The organism is Exiguobacterium sp. SH0S7 (assembly GCF_004337195.1).
GTDB lineage: Bacteria > Bacillota > Bacilli > Exiguobacteriales > Exiguobacteriaceae > Exiguobacterium > Exiguobacterium aurantiacum_A.
The window spans coordinates 274520-294198 of sequence record NZ_SJVA01000001.1 but is presented as its reverse complement, the minus strand read 5'-3'; the positions used below and the strand labels follow the sequence as shown (position 1 = coordinate 294198).

Genomic DNA, 19679 nt, shown 5'->3' with positions numbered 1-19679 from the left:
ATTACTATGGCACAAAATCGCGCATTTTTTGATGTTAAATTACACGAACTAGAAGAGAAAGTCGTTCGCTTGGCGAACTTGACGATGCGCCAGACGGCGACGGCAATCGAGGTACTTGAGAAACGAGACCTCACGCTCGCCCAGACGGTCATCGACAACGATAATGAACTAGACGACCTCGAACTTGAAATCAACGACCAGGCGATCCTCTTGATTGCCAAACAACAACCGGTCGCGACCGATCTTCGTCGCTTGATCGTGACGATGAAGTCCGCGACCGATCTTGAAAGGATCGCGGATTACGCGACGAACATCGCCAAAGCCGTGACGCGAATCGAGCACGTCCCGTACTTGCTTGACATTAAGCCGCTTAAGCAGATGGCCGAACAGTTGATCGATATGCTTGAACTCGCCACCCGTGCCTATCGTAAAGGTGAAGCCAGCCGGGTCCGTGAGTTGAATGAGATGGACAAAGTCATCGATGATCTCAACTTACAGGTGATCAAGCAATATATCGGAAGTCTACCGACGATGACGGTCGGAACGAACGATGTTTATGAGTTTGCAAACATCGCCCGCTATCTCGAGCGGATGGGCGACCATGTGACCAATTTCGGGGAACATTTGATTTTTCTCGAAAAAGGGAAGCATTATGATTTAAATCAGTGATAAAAGTGGTAAAGAACAACAGGTCTGTTGTTCTTTACTTTTTTTGTGCAGGAATTCACGGAAAAAGAACGAATACGTAGAGCATATGGATTTTTTTTTTGGAAGGGAGCCAGACACAAATGGAAGAAAAAATCGTATCCTTGAAACAACAAGGGCTTACGTTAAAACAGATTGCAGAACAATTAGACATGCCAATCGGAAAAGTCCAGTACGCATGGCGTAAATGGCGTTCCCAGAACGGTGAGGTCACCAAGACGACAACCACTCCTGAAAAATCTTCTAATGAAGGGAAGGATAGAATGAAACGAAACGAGAAAGAAGCTCCAACAGTGGGGCAGGTCGCCTCGACACTCCATCACGAAGAGCCGAAGCAGTCACCGCTCCTTGAAATAGGTCCAGACGGTTTTTGGAAACTTCCAGACCGCTACGATGCCGATCTCATGCACGCGGTCGTCCAATCCCCGAACGCGGTCTATGTTTTTTGGGAAGTGTCAGACGCTGTGAAAGAGACGCTGACGATGCAGTTCATGCGGCCGTGGGAAGATTTGCCGAAGGCGTTCCGCATCTTAGACATCACCCTGCTCGATTACACATCTGGTCATGCGAACCGGTCTTATACGTTCGAGTTGCCGGAAATGACGAACAGCTGGTTCGTCCGTCCGCTCGACCCGAACACGACGTATGTCTTCGAATTCGGGATTCGGACGATGGAAGGCGAATTTCTTCCGCTCGTCGCCTCGATGCCGATTGATACGCCGCGGAACGAACCGGCAGGAGTCGGACGTTTTGCCGAGCCGGTCAGACGTTGGCAATTCGGTGAAGTCGAGTCACCAGAACTACTCGATACGTTACCAAAATATTCTGCATACCGCTGCGTACGCTGAGGAGGACACACTATGAAACCAGGTTATTTTTCACTCGTCCTACATGCCCATCTTCCGTACGTGAGGCATGAAGAGAAACACCGGCTAGAAGAGCGCTGGGTATATGAAGCCATCTCCGAGACATACATCCCGATTCTGTGGCAAGTCGATCGACTTCAACGGCCCCTGCATTGGACGGTCAGTATCTCTCCGCCCGTCGTCGAAATGCTCGCCGACCCACTCGTCCAAGATCGCTATCTTGGGCATTTAGATGAGATGCTTGAACTGATCTCAATCGAACTGGCTGAGGGTCGGAGCGAACAAGAAGTCGAGACGCTTCATTTTTACGAACGCCGTTATCAAGACTTGAAGAATACGTTCCTCCATTGGGAGAAAAATTTGAACCATGCGTTCCGTACATATCGTGAGCAAGGCTTCATCGATATGGTCACATGTACGGCGACACACGGTTTCAACCCGCATCTGTTCACCGATCAGGCGGCACGGGCCGAGATTCGGACCGGGTTGAACTGCTTCGAGCGGCATTACGGCTTCCGTCCGACCGGCATTTGGTTACCGGAATGTGCGTATACGCCAGGAGTCGACCGCATCCTCTATGAGGAAGGGATTCGCTACACGTTCGTCGATGAGCACGCGTTGCTCGAAGCCGATCCGACGCCGGACAAAGGCATCGGTGCGCCTGTCTATTCGCCGCACGGAGTCGCTTTGTTCCCACGTGATCAAATCATCTCCGGGAAGATTTGGAGTTCGATGATCGGTTATCCGGGGCATCCGGACTATCGCGAGTTTTATCGCGATCTCGCCTACGACCGGGACTGGGAATACATTCAAGCGTTCATGCATCCAGAGGGCATCCGCTTCGACACAGGTCTGAAGATGCATCGCATCACGGGCGACAGCGACGAAAAAGACTTTTACGTCCGCGGATGGGCCGAACATCAAATCGATAATCACGCGACCGATTTCGCCGAGACGCTCGCGGCGCATTTAGAAGCGCACGGTGGACAAACGTTCCCGCCTTTCCTCGTCACGGCACCGTTTGACGCCGAACTGTTCGGCCATTGGTGGTTTGAGGGCCCTGAATTTTTAGGGCAAGTCGCAGAGCGACTAGAGGCATTCGGGATTGAGACGATCACGCCGGCACTCTTCCTCGAGCGTCATTTCCAAGACCTGCAAACAGTACAAGTTTCGATGAACACGTGGGGCCGGAAAGGTTACGGCGATGTGTGGATCAACGAGCGCAACGAATGGATGCTCAGACATTTGCACACGATGGAGACGCAACTCGTCAAAGACGTGGCTGACTATCGGAACACCTCGCTACTCGCCGACCGGGCTTTGAGACAGCTCATTCGTCATTATGTGCTCTCAGTCTCGAGCGATTGGGCGTTTATCTTGGACGGCCAGACGACGGCGCAATACGCCGCCGAACGTTTCCGGGAACATACCCGTCTGTTTGCTGAACTCGAGACGGCGCTCTACGAAGGAAAGCTATCGGATCGCTTGCTAGACGAGCACTACACGGTCTATCCGTTCTTAGACGACGTGGACATTGATATCGATACGTTCCTATCTCCACACGACTATTATGTGACGCAGGAGCGTGGCGAAGAAGGTGAGGTCATTCTCGTCCTCACGCCAGAATATACAGGCAATATCGTGGGTGACCTCGGTCACCGCGTCGTCGCTGAAGTCGAGGCACGGGCAGCTGACGGGGAGACCGTTTACGTCCTCACACCGCACAGTGAAGGATTGCCTGAATACGAGCGTCACAATCGCGTGCACGTGTACCGGGTCCCACTCACGAGTCCGTTTCTAGAGCATGTCATGAACCAAATCGCTGCTCAGAACGTCGCCTACGTGAAACTCGTCCAACAGTTACAGACGATGGTCAACTTCAAAGCGGTCCATCATTTTGATTGGATGACGATTCCAGCGGCACGTTCACTTGCGAAGTCACTATATGTTCCGTTATACTCAACTATGTTGTCATTTGAAACGACCCGCAACCCGCACGGGCACGGTGGCCTGTTCGATGCGATCCATCGTATTGAGAACGGCGTCCTCTCGGAAGCTGATACGGTTTATGTCGGTGAACAGCTCTCGATCGAGGAGCTCGCGACGCGGTATGGGATCGGCGATAACGTAAAAACGTGCCTACCGCTCGACGCGTCACCGTACGGGCAGAAACGTTTGAAAAAGAACGTGAAATAACCTTGCTTTTTCAAAAAAAACTTGGTAGGATAATTGAGTATGCTTAGACTGTAAAGCAAAAGCACTTGATACAACATTAGTAAGATGGGAGTGAAAGATATGCGCGTTAAAATCACACTAGCTTGCACAGAAACAGGCGATCGCACGTACATCACGAAGAAAAACAAACGTAACAACCCAGAGCGCCTCGAATTGCGCAAATACAACCCACGTCTCCGTCGTCACACGCTTTACCGCGAAGTGAAATAATTGAGACCGGCCGTCACTCATGTGGCGGCCTTTTTTTTCGATAGGAGGAATAACAAATGACAGCTAAACAAGAACTTCGAAAAGCGGTTCATGCGAATATTCGCGTGCTCACAGAACGTGACGGGCGTGATGAAATGATCCTACATACCGTGGCGTCGCTCCCTGAGTGGCAACAAGCGCATACGGTCGCACTCACACTGTCACTCGACCTTGAAGTGAATACGCGTCCGCTCATCGATACAGCTTTAAAAGCAGGAAAATCGGTGTTGGTGCCGAAAGTAACGAAACAGGGGCTCACGTTCCACGAAATCAGGACGTTCAGCGACCTCGAGCCGGGAGTAATGGGTATTCTCGAGCCGACGACTGCGGAAACCGACCTCGATATCGATACCTGCATCGTCCCGGGCCGTGTCTTTGACCGTTCTGGATATCGGATCGGTTGGGGCGGGGGTTATTACGACCGTTTCTTAGCGACATATCGCGGTGCGACGATCGCGCTCGCCTACGACGTACAAGTGCTCGACGAAATACCGATCGAACCACACGACATACCTGTCGAACTGATCGTGACAGAAAGGGAAATGATTCGATGCTCTCAATCGTCCTCGTAACTTGTCTAGTTGCACTGGCCGGATATCGTCTCCGGTCGTTGACGTTCTCTGGGGCGATCTTGACGATCGTGACAGGGACGGTCATCGGGTTTGGTTTTGGCTGGTTCGGGCTGTACTTGCTCGGTGTGTTCTTTTCGACGTCCTCGCTCGCTTCAAAATATCGCGCCCGCGACAAAACGTCAGTCGATGACATCGTCGAAAAATCCGGACCGCGTGACTTCGTGCAAGTGCTTGCGAACGGAGGGATCGCCATGCTCACCGCCGTCGGAATGGCGATGACTTCGAACGAGGCGTGGCTATTCGCTTACGTCGTTTCAATCGCGGCGGCGACGAGTGACACGTGGGGGTCCGAGTTCGGCGTTCTCGCATCGCGCCGACCGCGCTCTATTTTGACATTGCGTGAAGTTGAACCGGGGACGAGCGGTGGGGTGTCACCGTTCGGTACGCTCATGTCTGTCGCCGGTGCGACGACCATCGTCTTGGCATCGCTCCCGTTCTTAAATATAACGATGGGCACGCTATTTCTATTGATTGCGCTCGGTCTGAGCGGCAGCGTCGTCGATACGTTGCTCGGTGCGACCGTACAACGGAAGTATCGCTGTCGGACGTGCCAAAAACTGACGGAGAAAAAGCTGCATCACGGCGAAGCGACCGACTATGTATCTGGATGGCGCTTTCTCGGCAACGACGCCGTCAATTTCTTGGCGATCGCCTCCGCGGCAGCTATTGGTTTTCTTGCATTCGCATAAGGGTAGTACAGAAAATGAGGATGTTTCAAACGATTGTGAATTTTGTCACAATATTGCCAAACTGAAAACGGTTTCTCTTGTATTGACTGTTTGTGAATGATGTTACAATCTAGGTGTAACAGACAAAACAAAAACATGAAACAGATTGTTTGAAGGGTGGAAAAACAACATGGAAACATTAAATCATGCAAAAGTAACACGAGTCGCTCTCGTCGGGGCCGGAGCGGTCGGTGCAAGCTTCGCGTATCAATTGACGACAGCGAGCCTATGTGAAGAACTCGTCATCATCGACATCAACAAGGCGAAAGCAGAAGGCGAAGCGATGGACTTGAACCACGGCGTCTCGTTCGCCTCGTCACCGATGCGCGTCTGGGCTGGAGATTACACGGACTGCGGTGCTGCAGATATCGTCGTCATCACGGCCGGCGCTCCTCAAAAACCAGGTGAGACACGTCTCGACCTCGTTGAGAAAAACGCGAAAATCATGAAAGCGATGATCACTGACATCATGGCCTCTGGCTTCGACGGTATTATCATCGTCGCGTCAAACCCGGTCGATATCATGACACACTTGGCTTGGAAATACTCGGGTCTTCCGAAACATCGCGTCTTCGGATCAGGGACTGTACTCGATACGTCACGCCTCCGCTACATGCTAGGTGATTACTTCAACGTCGATCCGCGCAACTGCCACGCTTACATCATGGGTGAGCATGGCGACACCGAGTTCGCGGCATGGAGTAACGCCCGGATTTACGGCAAATCGGTCGAACAGCTACTCGAAGAGAACGACGAGTATACATGGGAAGACCTTGAAGACATCTACGTCAACGTTCGTGACGCTGCGTATCACATCATCGAACGTAAAGGCGCGACGTACTATGCGATCGGTCTCGGCTTGCTTCGTCTCGTCAAAGCAGTGCTACGTAACGAGAACACATTGCTCACGGTCGGTGCCTACTTGGATGGAGAGTACGGCTTGAACGATATTCATATCGGTGTGCCGGCAATCATCAACCGCCAAGGCGTGCGTCAAGTCGTCGAAATCGAGTTGTCAGACGAAGAGAAACAGAAGATGCTCCATTCGGCAGACGTGTTGTTGAAAACGATGCAACCTGTCTTATAATATATTCGCGATATAGACGTAGTCGGTGTATGCCGGCTACGTTTTTTGATGCGTTGCCACGGGCACCGGACAGATTCAGAAAGCGCCAACTTTTGTCGTCACGATCGAATTGGATTACAATTAAGACAGAAGGAAAGGAGGGGATTCAGTTGACGCAACCGGGATGTTTTTGGGAAGACATTTACCATGCGGTCGAGGCAGGCGGTCGGGTCGAAGGGATACTCGAGCCTTCACGCGCGCTGCTATTGTTCGACACGAAAGCTGGAGACCTCTATCACCTGTACATAAAGACAGATAAGGCGTGGGCGAACCATGTCGCGATCGAGATCGAGGCGGTCATGAGCTCGTTCCGACTCGCACGACTCGGGCGTGCGAAGCTTCATGTCCATATATATGGCGACGCGCTCGTCGATGAGGAGCGACTTGAGACGTTGTCGTTTCAAATCGCGGCCAAGGTGAGACTCGATAGGCATGCGTGTGGCGATGACCAAGATGAGGCCCGGTTTCGGCCGCTCGCGCTCGCACTCGATAAACAGCGGAAAGCCGAGCTGAAGAAGCGATTTTCATTCGGTGAACCTAAATTCGTCTATGCGCTCATGATGTTGACGTTTGTCGTCATGTGGCTCGCCGAATCACTCGGCTCGACGCTCGATCCGAACACGCTCATCCGATTCGGCGCCAAAGTCAATCCGCTCATCGACGAAGGCGAATGGTGGCGCCTCGTCACACCGATGTTCCTTCATATCGGCTGGTTTCATTTTGCGATCAACATGTTCGCGCTCTGGTCGCTCGGCCCGCTCGTCGAACGCATGTATGGGTCACCGAGATTCTTGACGATCTATCTGTTGGCGGGCGTCATCGCGTCGACCGCTTCCTACGCGTTCAGTGAGGCGATCTCGGCCGGGGCGTCCGGCGCATTGTTCGGTCTCGTCGGCGCACTGCTCTATTTCGGACTGCGTGACCGCTCGCTGTTCATGAAGACGCTCGGCCCACCGCTGTTTATTATGTTAGGATTAAACGTAGGGCTCGCCTTCGTCCTCGGTGCCAGCTTGGACCACTCGGCCCATGCCGGGGGCCTCATCGGTGGATTTTTGATGGCGGGCGTGGTCGGATTACCTGACGAGACGACAAAAAAATGGCGCCTGTTGTTCACGGCGCTGGCAGTTTTATTGACCGGGACACTATACTGGCTCGGATATCATCGATGACAAAGGAGTAACAACATGATTGATACGTTAAAACGATTAGTGGAGATCCCGAGTCCTTCTGGAATGACGCACGAAGCAGTCAGTTACGTCGAACGTGAGCTCACGGACCTCGGGGTTGAGACGAGCCGGTTGAGAAAAGGTGCATTGCTGGCCAAGTTTCCTGGACAAAGCGGGCCGGCCCGTCTTTTGACCGCCCACGTCGATACGCTCGGTGCGATGGTGAAGGAAGTGTTGCCGAGCGGACGCTTGCGGCTGACACAAGTCGGCGGTTACGCTTGGACCGCGATTGAAGGTGAGAACTGTCTCGTCCATCGCGAAACGGGCGAGGCGGTGGACGGGACGATCCTCGTCCATCAATCGAGTGTGCACGTCTATAAAGACACGAACAGTGCCGAGCGGACGGCGGCGAACATTGAAGTACGTCTCGATGCCGACGTTCATACGGCGGACGACGTCCGAGCGTTAGGAATCGAAGTCGGGGACTTCGTCTCGTTCGATCCCCGTTTCAAACAGACGGAGACGGGTTATATTAAATCGCGTCATCTTGACGACAAGGCGTCGGTCGCCATCCTGCTCGATTTGGCGCGTGACTTGGTCAAAGCGGACTTGCCGCATACGGTCTACTATTTGATTTCCAACTATGAAGAGGTCGGCTTTGGCGGGAACGCCGGGATCCCGGACGAAGTCGACGAGTACATCGCAGTCGATATGGGCGCGCTCGGGGACGGGCAACACTCGGACGAGTACACGGTATCGATCTGTGCCAAAGATTCTTCAGGGCCGTACGATCTCGAGTTGCGTCGTCAGTTCACGAAGCTTTGCCGCGACCACGACATTCCGTTCAAAGTCGATATTTATCCGTTCTACGGTTCGGACGCATCGGCTGCAATCTCGGCTGGTTACGACGTACGACATGCGCTCATTGGTCCTGGGATCGAGTCGAGCCACAGCTATGAGCGGACGCACCGAACATCGCTCGAGGCGACACGAGCGTTGCTGTATCGCTACGTATTGACCGCGATGGGGGAATAATAATGAGAAACTTTTATGACGTGCAACAGTTTTTAAAATCGTTTGGCACGATTATTTACATCGGAGAGCGTGACGCCGAGATCGGTCTCATGATGATGGAGTTAGACGAATTGAACGCTGGTGGGATGATCGAACAGCGCGAGTATGACACGGCGAAAATTATTTTGACGCATGAACTAAAAAATTCAATAGATTGACAGAAAAACCTCTTGTGCAAATGTTTGCACAAGAGGTTTTATAGTGTAGACTATTGGATGAAAGCGATTTATTTGAGACGAGGAGTGGAATGCATGAAGTGGTTATTAGGAATCGACATCGGTGGGACGACGGTGAAAATGGCCGTCCTGGACATGAACGGGATCATTTCAGACAAGTGGGAGATCAAGACGGACATCCGTGATAATGGGGTACATATCCCGACTGATATCGCCGCCTCGTTTGAAGCGTACCTTCAGCAATCTGGAAAAGCGAAGCAAGATTTTGCGGGTGCGGGAATCGGAGCTCCAGGCTTCATCAACTTCTCAGAAGGTGTCGTCGAATACTCGCCGAACATCGGGTGGAAGAACTTTGAGCTCGTCGGCGAATTCGAGAAAGCAGTCGGATTGCCGGCCGTGCTCGAGAATGACGCAAACGCGGCCGCGCTCGGTGAGATGTGGAAAGGCGCCGGTGAAGGTGCGTCTGAACTACTCGCGATCACACTCGGTACGGGTGTCGGCGGCGGTGTCATCACAAACGGTAACATCGTCCATGGGGCGTCCGGCATGGCTGGTGAGATCGGGCATATCACGGTCGAGCGCGACGAGGCGAAAGCGGTCATGTGTGGATGTGGGCGCACCGGCTGCATCGAGACGATCGCCTCAGCAACCGGTATCGCCCGTCTCGCCTTACAAAAGCGTAAAGGGAGAACGACGTCATTGAACGAGTTAGGTGAAGTGACGGCTCGCGATGTGTTTGAGGCCTATAAAGCGAAAGATGAGGTCGCGACAGAAGTCGTCGAAGAGATGACGGAATATCTCGGGTTGACGATTTCAAACATCGCCAACACGTTGAACCCTAAAATGATCGTGATCGGCGGCGGCGTCTCAAAAGCGAGACAAGCTTTGCTCGAGCCGCTCGATGAACAATTTAAGCGGTTTGCCCTTGAACGGGTATATACGTCGACGACGTTCAAAATTGCCGAACTTGAGAATGACGCCGGGGTCATCGGCTGCGCTTGGCTGGCACGAAAACATTTTTTGCCGACTAGAGTCTAACCTATAAAGCACACATGCGATCTCGCATGTGTGCTTTTGACGTACAAAGGGAATTGTAAAGGTATAGTTGATTTTTTGTTAAAAAAGGGGTAAGATTTGGACTTGATACTGGACTGTTACCGTTAGTGAAATAGATAACAAGCCAGCTATATGTAATTGAACTTATTCATGGCGCATCCTGCTTGAGGACGTCTTAAAACTGAAAAGAGGAGGAGGCCGTCAGATGAAGTCATCTCAAAGCTTATCGAAGCTGACTATGCGACTGAATGAAACGGTCCGCGCTTCGTTTCAAGAGTATCGGTTATTTTGGATATTTAGTTTATTACTTTGGACGAAGACGTACGTAGTTTACCAATTTTTCTTTAACATCCCGATTGAAAACACAGCTCAAGCGTTCATCTTGTTGATCAGTCCGATCAGCTCAACTTTGTTCTTGTTTGCTTTTAGTTTCTTCTTTAAAGGAAATAAGCAAAAGTGGGTGCTGTACACCCTTTATGCGGTCGCCTCGTTCCTATTGTTCGCGGACGCTGTCTATTACCGCGAGTTTACGGACTACTTGACGATGCCTGTCATTTTGCAACCGTCGAACATGGAGACGTTGTCTACTTCTTTCACGTCACTGCTTGAATGGAAAGACTTGATCATTCTTGGGGACGTGATCGTCTTGCCGTTCGTACTATGGAAGATCAATATGTTGCAAACCGCCGCGTCTCACCGACGGGCGCTCATCACGTTCGTGGCAGCTGTCGCCGTGTTCTTGTTCAACTTGTCGCTTGCTGAGACGGAACGTCCTGAACTATTGACGCGTTCGTTCGACCGTGAGCTGCTCGTCAAAAACATCGGGACGTTCAACTTCCACGTCTATGACGCGATGCTTCAAACGAAGACGTCCGCGCAGAAAGCAATGGCCGATGGGTCGGAGCTAGCCAAGATTGAAAAGTATACGCGCCAAAACTATGCGGCGCCGAATCCGGACTTGTTCGGAAAATATAAAGGCAAAAATGTGATCGTCATCTCGCTCGAGTCGACACAAAACTTCACACACAATATGAAAGCCGCGAACGGCGAATATATCACGCCGAACTTGAACAAGTTGATTGAAGAGTCCCATTACTGGCCAAACTATTACCATACGGTCGGGCAAGGGAAAACGTCAGACGCCGAATTCGCCCTCGATAATTCACTGTATGGCTTGCCGCGTGGTGCCGTTTACTTTACGAACGCCGATAATGAGTACCAAGCTCTTCCTGAACTGATCAAAGAAGACAACTATTATTCGGCCGTGTTCCACGCGAACAACAAATCGTTTTGGAACCGTGACTTGATGTATAAGAATACCGGTGTCGACATGTTCTTTGATGAGAAGAGCTACGACCTTGGGAATCCTGAGGATATGACAGAGTGGGGCTTGTTGGACGATAGCTTCTTTGAACAATCGATCCCGATGCTCGAGGAACTTCCGCAGCCGTTTTATGCGAAGTTCATCACGCTCACGAACCATTTCCCGTATACGATGCCGAGCGAGGATTACGAGCTCGTACCGAAATTCGAGACGAGCTCGACGACGCTTAACAACTTCCCGCAAGCGCTCGCTTACCAAGACTATGCGCTTGGCCTATTCATCGACCAACTGAAACAGAACGGGATGTGGGAAGATACGATTTTCGTCGTGTACGGTGATCATTACGGCATTTCGACAAACCATAACAACGCGTTAGCTGAACTACTCGGCAAAGAAGAACTGACGCCGTACGATGTGGCGAAACTTCAACAAGTGCCGTTCGCCATCCATTTGCCGGGCCAAAAAGCAGGTGAAGTCCATGAGACGATCGGAAGTCATATCGACATGAAGCCGACGCTCCTGCACTTGCTCGGCATCGATACGTCGGACTTGGTCGGGTTCGGGAATGACTTGTTCGCGGAAAACCGCAATAGTCGCGCCATCTTCCGAGACGGCACGGTCGTCACGGAAGATTACGTGTGGACGCAATCGATGTGTTACGATGCGACGACTGGAGAAGCGGTTGAAGATACGACACTTTGCGGACCGGTCACGGAAGAAGCCGAAAAAATCCTGCAAATGAACGATGACTTGATCTATTCGGATTTGCTTCGCTTTAAAGAACAAACCGACTAATAATCAAGAGCTAGCGCTGACCGTTAAACGTCAGCGCTTTTTTTGTGAAATAAAAAAAGACGACCGCAGTCGTCTTCATGGTAAGTCAACATTAACCTGGGATTCCACCGAAAATCAATGTTGCGACGCCAAAGAATCCAAAGACGAGCACGGTGATTCCGGCAAACGCAAGTGGAAAGAATTGGCGTTTTTTGAATGAACGGGCCATCCCCCAAAGTGCAACGAGTGCTACGATGAGTGAAATCCATCCAAATGGCTCATACAAATGCATGACGAGTTCCCCCTTTATTATACGTCATGAAATTCATAAAAATTTCACTGAAATATCACTATTATTTTATCCGAAATAACACACGCTGTCGAGCAAAGGTTGCCACCGCTACAATTTTGCCACAATATCGTTTAGAATGGTTGTGGAGGTGTTCTGGATGAATATTGTAAAAATCACATCGGGCCTTGCCCAAGAGAACGGATACGTGCTCGAACAAGATGGAACGGTCGTTATCGTCGACCCGGGCACGGACGACCCGAAATTCTTTGAGGCGGTGGAACGTTTCGGCGGATTGAACGCCATTTTATTGACGCATGCCCACTTTGACCATATCGGCGGCATCGATGCACTGCGCGATCGCTATCCGGTGCCGGTCTATGTTCATGAAGCCGAGCGGTCATGGCTCGCCGACGGCGAAAAGAACGGGGCGGCAAAGTTCCATCTGCCGCACTCATCGATGCGACCGGCCGAACGAACTTATCAAGGTAAGAAGCTAGAGATTGGTGCGTTTACAATCGAGTTGCATCACACGCCGGGCCATTCTCCGGGGAGTGTCACATTGCACATCCCGAGCGAACGTGTTGCCTTTTGCGGGGACTTGATCTTCAAACAATCGGTCGGCCGGACCGATCTATTCGGTGGCGACCAGTCGGCGCTCCTCGGATCGATCGATCGGATGCGTCAATTATTGCCGGCCGAGACGGTGCTCTATTCAGGTCACGGACCGAAGACGACACTCGAAGCTGAAATTCGTTCAAATCCATTTTTTGAGCGGTAAACATAAAAAAAGATTGTCTCAACGAGAGACAATCTTTTTTTACATTTGGAAGTTACTCCAATACGTGAAGACGACGAAGAAAACAGTCAAATAAGCGCCGAACACGTATACATACGTTTTTTCAGTCAGTTTCAAGTAGCCTAGTGCGACAAAGAAAATTGTTTGAGCTAAAAAGACAAGACCCATTACGACGAAGTCACCAGTATGTTCGCTACTGCTTTGATCTCCACCGAGTGCGCCCACGAAAGCCAGCGCCGCGATCAACCCAGTCCAAAAGCCTAGGACACGGAACATTCTCGCCATGTTAATCCCCCCATACGTACATTATTCCATTCTCATTCACTATTTTACCAACACATTCAGAAAAATGCTATGAAAACGTGTGAATTGAGCAAAATAATCGTGAAAAATATGTGAAATCGATATGTTATATAAAGTTGTACAAAAATTCAAAAAAGGTTGTACAAACTATGTACAAAAAGTGGAATAGGTTGTATAATCAACTTACAAACATTGAACGGAACAGGTTGTCAAATAAAAGGAGGCGCTGAAAGTGGCAAGTGAACTTATGTTTTATACGTATCCAAGCTGCACGTCGTGTCGAAAAACGAAAGCGTTTTTACAAGAGCAACAACTTGATGTGAACGAACGCCATATTTTCCGAGACGCTCCGACGGTAGACGAACTCTTGACGCTGCTTGCACTTAGCGAAGACGGAGTCGATTCACTCCTGGCAACGAGAAGTCAAGCGTTCAAACAGCTCAACGTTGACGTCGATGAACTGAAACTGAGCGAGTTGCTGAAGTTGATGAGCGAAAATCCGAAGCTGTTGAAACGCCCGATTTTGACAGACGGTAAAGAAGTCATTGTCGGCTATGACAAGGCGTCAATCGAGACGTATGCCCGCCGCCATGATTTGACTTCGGTAAACGTTTCATAAGACAAGTCCACTTTCTTAAGAGTGGGCTTTTTTTTATGCTCATTTATGAGGTGGGGACAATGAAACAAGTGATTGATCGATTGATTAAAGCGGCGCGACGGCTCGAGGCGAGCGATGTCCATTTCATGCCAGGCAAAGACGCCGTTATCGTACAGGCGCGTCACGGGACGTCGATCACAAAGCTTGAGACGATACCACGTCCAGACTACGAACGGCTCACATTACATATGAAATATTGGTGTTCGCTCGCTGAAACGGATCATCGGGTTCCACAATCCGGGATATATGATCGAAACAAAGAAATGATCCGGGTCACGTTTTTGCCGTCATTTACTGATGTGCTCATGTCATGGCGTCTGCCGAACGTCTCGTTCCAACTTCAAGAGTTGTTATCTGAAGTGGATGTGTTGCGTTTTAAAGGCATGGCTGAACTACGGCACGGCTTGTTTTTAATCGGTGGCGCGACGGGGGCCGGGAAAACGACAGTCCTCTATGCTTTTCTTGAAAGTTTGAAGAACCACCGGATCGTGACGATCGAAAACCCTCCCGAACAGCAATTGACGGGTGTGATCCAGCTCGAAGTGAATGTATTGGCAGGACTGGATCATAGGCGTTTGTTGAAAGAAACGTTGCGCGCCGACCCGGATATCATCGTTGTCGGGGAGGTGCGGACGAGTGAAGAACTGCGTGTCGCGCATGATGCGGCACTGAGCGGACATTTGACGATCGCGACGTTTCATACGGCGAGTATCGAAGACGGTGAACGCCGTCTCGAACAGTTGGTCGGTAAAGTAGAGGTGCCGCGCCATTGGTGTGTGTTGCAGCGGAGAGAGGAGGTGACTTGCTCATGGTCGATGTCCGTTCCAGTAGGGAGCTGAACACGATCCGGCGCTTCCTGCGACTGCAAGCACGAGGGGTCGGGTTGAAAAAGACGTTCGAGACGCTCGAGTTGCATGAGCGGGGGAAGCAAAAACAACTGATTCGTGTGATGCGGCAAAAGCTCGAGAGTGGTCAGGCACTCGCCGACGTTTTCTCTGAACTCGTCACGGATGCCCGCATGCGAGACATGCTCGTCACGGCGGAACGGGGACATCATTTCATTGAAGGTCTAGAACAAGTGCTTGCCTTATCGATGATGCGTCGAGGCTTGCAGCAAGAGTTAAAACAACTGGCGAGGTATCCGCTCGTCATCTTGACGATGCTTTTAGGTCTTGGTGCCATTTATGCGCTGTACATCTTTCCGAAATTGCTCTCGATGGTGCAGGTCGACGATTTAGACGGAATCAGCGCCATCCTCTTGTCACGAGGTTTTTTCCCGGGCTTGTTCGTCGCGCTCGTCTTGACGGGCGGCTGGGACTATTGGGTCGTGAAGCGAGGCCGGTCCGCCCCGATCCGATTCGTCGAGCGGGGAAGACGACTGTATATCACGTATTTGTTTGTCAGTGAACTGTCCTTACTGAGTGAAGGTCAAATTTCGGTTCGTCACGTCATCGAGCGTCTTGCTCACGGGGACGGGGAAGTGGCGCAAATCGCCCGGCGCATCCATGATCGGATGTCTGGTGGGATCGAGTTGGAGGCGGCGGCCCGAGAGGAGCGTCTGCTCGATCATGAAGTCGTCAGCTTGTTCGGGGTCGGGACGGTGAGCGGAGACCTCGGATTGATTATGGCGTTACATCGAGACTTGATCTTTGAAGAGATGGAACTGTATTGGAAGCAACTGATCGCCAAGACGGAGCCGCTTTTGTACGGCTTCTTGACCGTCATGGTGACGATGATGTTCTATACGATTTATTTGCCGGTCAAACTAATTATGGCCCAACTATGAGGAGGAGAATTATCGTGGCAAAACTCAAATCAGACCGTCAGGCAGAGCAAGGATTCACACTCGTTGAAATGGCGGCAGTGTTACTGATCATCTCGGTCTTGTTGCTGCTACTCGTCCCGTCTATGTCGGACGGGAAGTCACGGGCGGATAGCGTCAGCTGTGAAGGGAGCGTACGGATTGTCGAATCTGAAATCAATTTATACTATGCGGAACATAAGGCGTATCCAGAATCGCTCGCCGTCATCAAACGTGCTTCGACCGAGAACCCGCTCGAATATAGCTGTCAGTCGGTGACGTACACGTACACACCGAGCACGGGTGCGTTGGCGCTGAAATGAGACAAGGCGGCTATACGCTCGTCGAGATGGCTTGGGTGCTCGTCGTCCTGTCGTTACTCCTTTTAGTGGCGACGCCTACCGTCCGTTCGATGGATCGGCTCGCACTCATCGACTTCACGGAGGCGCTCGTCCAAGACATCGCCGAGGTCGGTCAGTACCCGTATGTGGCCGCCGATGAAAGATGTGTCCCGCGCTTGAGATGGTACATGAAAGAACGGCAGTATCACATCACGTGCGGGACGACGTCGATCACTTCAGGCGTCGTTCCCGACGGTGTCGAGATGAGCTTGCCGACAACGAACGAAATCGTCTTTTCAAAGTCGGCGGCGACGTATGCCGGACAGTGGAAATTTTACACGGGTCAAGTCGCGGTCACGTTGAAGTTCAGGATGGGCACGTATGAGCCGGAGGTGATCCGTAGTGGGGGAGGATGAGCAAGGCGTCACGTTTTGGGAAGTTTGTTTAAGTCTAGCCCTCCTGCTCGGATGGGTCGGTGTGATTGCGCCGTTCGTTACGGCGGGTACGGAGCGGGTGGAGCGTCTCGAGGCGACGGTTCGGACTTATGAACGGCTTCAAGGGGAGGTGTTGCTCGATGCGGCCGATCCAAGCGGTGAAGTCGAAATTTGTGAACGAGACATATGTCTGCCGACACTCTGAGGATGGCTTCACGTTGCTCGAGATGACGTTCACATTATTGTTGCTCCCCTTGTTCATCGGGCTGCTCGTCCACTTTTTAGCGCTCGGGGAGGCGTTTTACGAACAACCGCGCGGTCAAGTCAACACGACACCACAACTCATCGTCCGCAAACTGTTCGACAGTCGTGACTGTCAGGTGCGAGAAGGTAGACTCGTCGGCACGTACGTTCGACCCGATGAGACGACGTGGGCGTGGACGCTCAAGCAGATCAATCGGAACTTAGTCATGGTGGGCGAAGAGGGAGGGAACTTGTTATTTATAAGAGGAATCGATGGTTATCGCGTCGAACCGTTAGGAAACGGCTACCGGATTCAGTGGACCGACTCGATCGGCCCTCGGGAGAAGTCCGTGATGTGCATGCGCGCGGGTTCTTCGTCATCTCTACGTTAGTCCTCTTGACGTGGCTATTAGCTGCAGCTTTGTTTTGGTATACTGATATCGAACGGAGCACGGAACGTCTGACGCTCGAAATTTTGGCGATTCGCTTCGAATCCCATCTCATGGTCGCCAAACATTCGTGCCAGACAGAAGCAGAGGTCATCGTCAAACCGACCGGTACGATTTTCTGCCGACCGCTCGGGCCAGGTACGACAGAGGTCGAGATCCGATTGAAGACGGGTGAAAAGCATAAAGAGGTGATTTATTTCGATGACTAGACCGTTTTACATCATCGGGTTTATGGGTACAGGTAAATCAAGCTTAAAACGATATCTTGAAAAATCGAATCATGTCATCGATTTGGATGAAGCGCTCGAACGGCATCTTGGAATGGGTTTATCTGCTTATTTCGCCCGACACGGTGAGAGCGCGTTTCGGGCCGAAGAGACGGCGATGCTTCGAAACGTTCATGCGGACTATATCGTGACAGGCGGCGGAATCGTCGAGCGCTCAGAAAACATCGAATGGATGCGGCGGCATGGGCGCATCATCGCTCTTGAGTTGCCGTTCGAGCTTTGTTGGGAACGGATTAAAGACTCGGACCGTCCGCTCGTGCAACTTGGAAAAAGAAGCGTCGAGGCCTTGTACGAGCGCAGGCGTCCGCTTTACGCTTGCGCCGATGTGACAATCGACGCCTCATTGAGCTCGGAAGCGATTGCTTGTGAACTAGATCGGTTGAAGGAGGAAGACAAATGATTTGGATTAATCTTGGTATTATCGTGCTCGCACTCATCGGGCTAGGCGGATACGGATTTTTATTGTATCGGAACAAAATGAAGACCGATCTGCGCCGTGTGAAACGGTTGACGGAACGGTTTACGATTCGAATGAACGTGATTCAAAGCTTGGTCGGTGAGATCAAACAGCACGTCGACACGGTCAACGCATCGGTAAAGCAGATGAAGGCTTACTCGGTTAAAGTGAAAGACGAGTCGCTCGAACTGAAACAGGCAACGGTCGGCCTTACGAAAGAAATTAAGCGGACCGCTGGAATCGATCGTTCAGGCGTTTCCACTGAGACTGAAATATGAAATAATGAGGACGAAAACGTTTTCGTTTTCAATCCTCTTTATTTTTGCCCATTTTTGCTAGGCAGCGCGTCAAAAACTTGATAGAGTGGAATAGAAAACGAAATATTTCATCAAATGGATTAATTACGTTCGGGATTGGGGGATATTATGGAGAAGTTAACGTTGAAACGTACGCCTTTGTATGACCTGATTTCTACGAAGGCGAAGATGGTGGATTTTGCGGGGTTTGAGATGCCCATCATGTTCTCGTCAATCAAAGAAGAGCATCAAGCGGTTCGGGAGCGGGTTGGCATGTTCGATGTATCGCACATGGGGGAAATTCGGATTGAAGGTCCGGACGCGTTCGAAAACGTCCAACGTCTTGTGACGAATGACGTCTCGAAGCTGAATATCGGGCAAGCGCAATACAACTTGTTCTGTTTACCTGACGGTGGGGTCGTCGATGACCTGCTCGTCTATCGGCTCGATGAAGACGCGTATTGGCTCGTCGTCAACGCCTCGAATATTGAAAAAGACGTGGCCCACGTCCGTCGATACGTATCAGGGGACGTCACTGTGACCGATGAATCGGATGCGTACGGTCAAATCGCGATCCAAGGTCCGATTGCAGAAACAGTACTCGGACGCATCACGGACTTACCGCTGCATGAGATCAAGTTCTTCCGGTTTTTGAGCGGCGACGTTGCCGGTGTGCCGGCAATCGTCTCGCGGAGCGGCTATACAGGTGAGGATGGGTTCGAAGTATACGCCCGGGCCGAAGATGTCTCGAAGATTTGGACTGCGCTTGAAGCAGAACAAGTGACGCCGTGCGGGCTCGGTTCACGTGACACGCTCCGTTTTGAAGCTTGTCTACCGTTGTACGGGCATGAGTTAGACGAGACGGTGACGCCGTTCGAGGCCAACTTGAACTTTGCGGTCAAGCTCGATACCGACTTCGTCGGGAAAGATGCCCTCGTCAAACAAAAAGAAGATATTCCGCGCCGTTTGATCGGCTTGAAGCTGCTCGGCCGCGGGATTGCCCGCCAAGGTGCGCCCGTCTTGTTTGACGGCGAGACGATCGGCGTCGTCACGACGGGAACGATGCCGCCGACCGTTAACGAATCGATCGCTTGGGCCCGGATCGATCGCCGATTCATCGAACAATCAAACTTCATCGTCGAAGTTCGGGGCAAGCAAATAGAAGCCGAACGTGTGCCGACACCGTTTTATAAACGTAAATGAAACAGGGG

The 19679-nt window shown here is 51.4% G+C and carries 26 protein-coding genes; 24 read left to right on the top strand and 2 right to left on the bottom strand.

Annotated features, from left to right (window positions below; genetic code table 11):
- The first annotated feature begins 6 nt into the window (after window positions 1-6).
- The 12 genes from phoU to EVJ22_RS01545 all read left to right on the top strand — a co-directional run bounded on the left by phoU (window position 7) and on the right by EVJ22_RS01545 (window position 12132).
- Window positions 7-669: a phosphate signaling complex protein PhoU gene (phoU, locus tag EVJ22_RS01600; protein ID WP_071397746.1), complete on the top strand. Its 663-nt coding sequence runs from the start codon at window positions 7-9 to the stop codon at window positions 667-669.
- Window positions 670-788: 119 nt separating this feature from the next.
- Window positions 789-1553, top strand: a complete 765-nt coding sequence (locus tag EVJ22_RS01595; RefSeq protein ID WP_131442964.1) for a DUF4912 domain-containing protein — start codon at window positions 789-791, stop codon at window positions 1551-1553.
- A gap of 12 nt (window positions 1554-1565) precedes the next feature.
- On the top strand, window positions 1566-3767 hold the full coding sequence (locus tag EVJ22_RS01590) for a 1,4-alpha-glucan branching protein domain-containing protein (RefSeq protein ID WP_131442962.1): 2202 nt from the start codon (window positions 1566-1568) through the stop codon (window positions 3765-3767).
- An 84-nt stretch (window positions 3768-3851) separates the two neighbouring features.
- Window positions 3852-4016 carry a 50S ribosomal protein L33 gene (rpmG, locus tag EVJ22_RS01585; RefSeq protein WP_016510885.1) on the top strand — a complete coding sequence of 55 codons (165 nt, stop codon included), beginning with the start codon at window positions 3852-3854 and terminating at the stop codon, window positions 4014-4016.
- A gap of 56 nt (window positions 4017-4072) precedes the next feature.
- Window positions 4073-4627, top strand: coding sequence for a 5-formyltetrahydrofolate cyclo-ligase (locus EVJ22_RS01580; protein ID WP_131442960.1), 555 nt, complete (start codon window positions 4073-4075; stop codon window positions 4625-4627).
- Window positions 4606-5376, top strand: coding sequence for a DUF92 domain-containing protein (locus tag EVJ22_RS01575; RefSeq protein WP_071397740.1), 771 nt, complete (start codon window positions 4606-4608; stop codon window positions 5374-5376). Before EVJ22_RS01580 ends, EVJ22_RS01575 begins: the two co-directional genes overlap by 22 nt.
- Window positions 5377-5545: 169 nt before the next feature.
- Window positions 5546-6502 carry an L-lactate dehydrogenase gene (locus tag EVJ22_RS01570; RefSeq protein ID WP_071397739.1) on the top strand — a complete coding sequence of 319 codons (957 nt, stop codon included), beginning with the start codon at window positions 5546-5548 and terminating at the stop codon, window positions 6500-6502.
- Between the two features lie 149 nt (window positions 6503-6651).
- Entirely contained in the window at window positions 6652-7710 is a 1059-nt protein-coding gene (locus tag EVJ22_RS01565) for a rhomboid family intramembrane serine protease (protein ID WP_071397738.1), read from the top strand.
- Between the two features lie 15 nt (window positions 7711-7725).
- The gene (locus EVJ22_RS01560) at window positions 7726-8742 is read left to right on the top strand and encodes a M42 family metallopeptidase (protein ID WP_131442958.1); all 1017 of its coding nucleotides are present in this window, start codon (window positions 7726-7728) and stop codon (window positions 8740-8742) included.
- Window positions 8743-8744: 2 nt separating this feature from the next.
- Entirely contained in the window at window positions 8745-8939 is a 195-nt protein-coding gene (locus EVJ22_RS01555) for a YqgQ family protein (protein WP_070327032.1), read from the top strand.
- Window positions 8940-9032: 93 nt separating this feature from the next.
- A complete protein-coding gene (locus EVJ22_RS01550; RefSeq protein WP_286203270.1) occupies window positions 9033-9995 on the top strand; it encodes an ROK family glucokinase in 963 nt (320 codons plus the stop codon).
- Between the two features lie 223 nt (window positions 9996-10218).
- Window positions 10219-12132, top strand: coding sequence for an LTA synthase family protein (locus tag EVJ22_RS01545; protein WP_131442956.1), 1914 nt, complete (start codon window positions 10219-10221; stop codon window positions 12130-12132).
- 91 nt (window positions 12133-12223) lie between these two features.
- Here the strand turns inward: EVJ22_RS01545 and EVJ22_RS01540 are convergent, their stop codons facing one another.
- Window positions 12224-12403 carry a DUF2759 domain-containing protein gene (locus EVJ22_RS01540; protein WP_016510376.1) on the bottom strand — a complete coding sequence of 60 codons (180 nt, stop codon included), beginning with the start codon at window positions 12401-12403 and terminating at the stop codon, window positions 12224-12226.
- Between the two features lie 157 nt (window positions 12404-12560).
- Between EVJ22_RS01540 and EVJ22_RS01535 the strand changes: the two genes are divergently transcribed.
- Window positions 12561-13181 (top strand): MBL fold metallo-hydrolase, encoded by a 621-nt coding sequence (locus EVJ22_RS01535; RefSeq protein WP_131442954.1) that lies wholly within the window; start codon window positions 12561-12563, stop codon window positions 13179-13181.
- Window positions 13182-13220: 39 nt separating this feature from the next.
- Here the strand turns inward: EVJ22_RS01535 and EVJ22_RS01530 are convergent, their stop codons facing one another.
- Window positions 13221-13484: a DUF2626 domain-containing protein gene (locus tag EVJ22_RS01530; RefSeq protein ID WP_070327035.1), complete on the bottom strand. Its 264-nt coding sequence runs from the start codon at window positions 13482-13484 to the stop codon at window positions 13221-13223.
- A gap of 265 nt (window positions 13485-13749) precedes the next feature.
- Here EVJ22_RS01530 and EVJ22_RS01525 point away from each other — a divergent pair, with 265 nt between their 5' ends.
- The 11 genes from EVJ22_RS01525 (at window position 13750) to gcvT (ending at window position 19671) form a co-directional block, all read left to right on the top strand.
- Window positions 13750-14121 carry a Spx/MgsR family RNA polymerase-binding regulatory protein gene (locus EVJ22_RS01525; RefSeq protein WP_016510368.1) on the top strand — a complete coding sequence of 124 codons (372 nt, stop codon included), beginning with the start codon at window positions 13750-13752 and terminating at the stop codon, window positions 14119-14121.
- 59 nt (window positions 14122-14180) lie between these two features.
- The gene (locus EVJ22_RS01520) at window positions 14181-14999 is read left to right on the top strand and encodes an ATPase, T2SS/T4P/T4SS family (protein WP_233589558.1); all 819 of its coding nucleotides are present in this window, start codon (window positions 14181-14183) and stop codon (window positions 14997-14999) included.
- A complete protein-coding gene (locus EVJ22_RS01515) occupies window positions 14969-15946 on the top strand; it encodes a type II secretion system F family protein (RefSeq protein WP_131442952.1) in 978 nt (325 codons plus the stop codon). Before EVJ22_RS01520 ends, EVJ22_RS01515 begins: the two co-directional genes overlap by 31 nt.
- Window positions 15947-15960: 14 nt before the next feature.
- The gene (locus EVJ22_RS01510; protein WP_084812908.1) at window positions 15961-16284 is read left to right on the top strand and encodes a prepilin-type N-terminal cleavage/methylation domain-containing protein; all 324 of its coding nucleotides are present in this window, start codon (window positions 15961-15963) and stop codon (window positions 16282-16284) included.
- Window positions 16281-16718 (top strand): prepilin-type N-terminal cleavage/methylation domain-containing protein, encoded by a 438-nt coding sequence (locus EVJ22_RS01505; RefSeq protein ID WP_071397730.1) that lies wholly within the window; start codon window positions 16281-16283, stop codon window positions 16716-16718. Before EVJ22_RS01510 ends, EVJ22_RS01505 begins: the two co-directional genes overlap by 4 nt.
- Entirely contained in the window at window positions 16705-16941 is a 237-nt protein-coding gene (locus EVJ22_RS01500; protein ID WP_071397729.1) for a hypothetical protein, read from the top strand. Before EVJ22_RS01505 ends, EVJ22_RS01500 begins: the two co-directional genes overlap by 14 nt.
- Window positions 16877-17371: a hypothetical protein gene (locus tag EVJ22_RS01495; protein ID WP_131442950.1), complete on the top strand. Its 495-nt coding sequence runs from the start codon at window positions 16877-16879 to the stop codon at window positions 17369-17371. The genes EVJ22_RS01500 and EVJ22_RS01495 overlap by 65 nt, the downstream gene beginning before the upstream one ends.
- Entirely contained in the window at window positions 17335-17637 is a 303-nt protein-coding gene (locus EVJ22_RS01490) for a hypothetical protein (RefSeq protein WP_071397727.1), read from the top strand. The genes EVJ22_RS01495 and EVJ22_RS01490 overlap by 37 nt, the downstream gene beginning before the upstream one ends.
- Window positions 17630-18115: a shikimate kinase gene (locus tag EVJ22_RS01485; RefSeq protein WP_233589557.1), complete on the top strand. Its 486-nt coding sequence runs from the start codon at window positions 17630-17632 to the stop codon at window positions 18113-18115. The genes EVJ22_RS01490 and EVJ22_RS01485 overlap by 8 nt, the downstream gene beginning before the upstream one ends.
- Window positions 18112-18450 (top strand): hypothetical protein, encoded by a 339-nt coding sequence (locus EVJ22_RS01480; RefSeq protein WP_071397726.1) that lies wholly within the window; start codon window positions 18112-18114, stop codon window positions 18448-18450. Before EVJ22_RS01485 ends, EVJ22_RS01480 begins: the two co-directional genes overlap by 4 nt.
- Before the next feature lie 147 nt (window positions 18451-18597).
- On the top strand, window positions 18598-19671 hold the full coding sequence (gcvT, locus tag EVJ22_RS01475; RefSeq protein WP_131442948.1) for a glycine cleavage system aminomethyltransferase GcvT: 1074 nt from the start codon (window positions 18598-18600) through the stop codon (window positions 19669-19671).
- The last annotated feature ends 8 nt before the right edge of the window (window positions 19672-19679 follow it).